Origin of the sequence: Enterobacter sp. R-1.6.2 (assembly GCF_035064085.1) — a bacterium.
Taxonomy (GTDB): Bacteria; Pseudomonadota; Gammaproteobacteria; order Enterobacterales; family Enterobacteriaceae; genus Enterobacter; species Enterobacter asburiae_B.
In genome coordinates this window covers 1-1,227 of the sequence record NZ_JASEYI010000095.1, presented here as the reverse complement: position 1 = coordinate 1,227, position 1,227 = coordinate 1, and the positions used below count along the sequence as shown (strand labels likewise).

Genomic DNA, 1,227 nt, shown 5'->3' with positions numbered 1-1,227 from the left:
TGACCTGCTCCCCGTTGATTAGTACACCCCGATGTTAGTAATGTCTTCATAAGCCACATGAGGACATCCCCATGAAGAAGCGTTTTTCCGACGAACAGATCATCAGTATTCTCCGCGAAGCCGAAGCCGAAGCTGGGGTACCCGCCCGTGAACTCTGCCGCAAGCATGCCATTTCCGATGCCACGTTTTACACCTGGCGTAAGAAGTATGGCGGTATGGAGGTGCCTGAAGTTAAGCGCCTGAAGTCGCTTGAGGAAGAGAACGCCAGACTCAAGAAGCTGCTTGCCGAAGCCATGCTGGATAAAGAGGCGCTTCAGGTGGCTCTTGGGCGAAAGTACTGACGACAGACCAGAAGCGGGAAGCCGTGATGTTGATGTGTGATGCGACCGGTCTGTCGCAACGTCGTGCCTGCAGGCTTACAGGTTTATCCCTGTCGACCTGCCGCTATGAGGCTCACCGTCCGGCTGCTGATGCGCATTTATCAGGGCGCATCACTGAGCTGGCACTGGAGCGCAGGCGTTTTGGCTACCGTCGTATTTGGCAGTTGCTGCGCCGTGAAGGGCTTCATGTTAATCATAAGCGCGTGTACCGGCTTTATCACCTCAGTGGCCTGAGCGTAAAACGCAGAAGACGTCGTAAAGGGCTGGCAACAGAACGTCTGCCGCTGCTCCGTCCGGCGGCGCCCAATCTGACCTGGTCGATGGATTTCGTCATGGACGCACTTTCCACCGGTCGCAGGATCAAGTGTCTTACCTGCGTCGATGATTTCACAAAGGAATGCCTGACGGTCACTGTTGCCTTTGGGATTTCAGGCGTTCAGGTCACGCGTATTCTGGACAGCATTGCACTGTTTCGAGGCTATCCGGCGACGATAAGAACTGACCAGGGGCCGGAGTTCACTTGCCGTGCACTGGATCAATGGGCCTTTGAGCATGGTGTTGAGTTGCGCTTAATCCAGCCGGGCAAGCCAACGCAGAACGGATTTATTGAGAGCTTTAACGGACGATTTCGCGATGAATGTTTGAATGAGCACTGGTTCAGCGATATCGTTCATGCCAGGAAAATTATTAATGACTGGCGGCAGGATTATAACGAATGCCGCCCGCACTCCACGCTGAATTATCAGACACCGTCTGAATTTGCAGCGGGCTGGAGAAAGGGTCATTCTGAGAATGAAGATTCCGACGTTACTAACTGAGTGTTGTATCTAATCGTGGGGGCAGGTCA

Annotated in this window: 1 protein-coding gene; it reads left to right on the top strand. The window is 53.5% G+C overall.

The window, feature by feature from the left end; genetic code table 11:
- Positions 1-71 precede the first annotated feature (71 nt).
- A protein-coding gene (locus QMN93_RS25930) for an IS3-like element ISSen4 family transposase (protein WP_085954994.1) occupies positions 72-1,198 on the top strand; the annotation gives its coding sequence in 2 pieces (ribosomal slippage) (positions 72-336 and positions 336-1,198; 1,128 coding nt in all).
- The last annotated feature ends 29 nt before the right edge of the window (positions 1,199-1,227 follow it).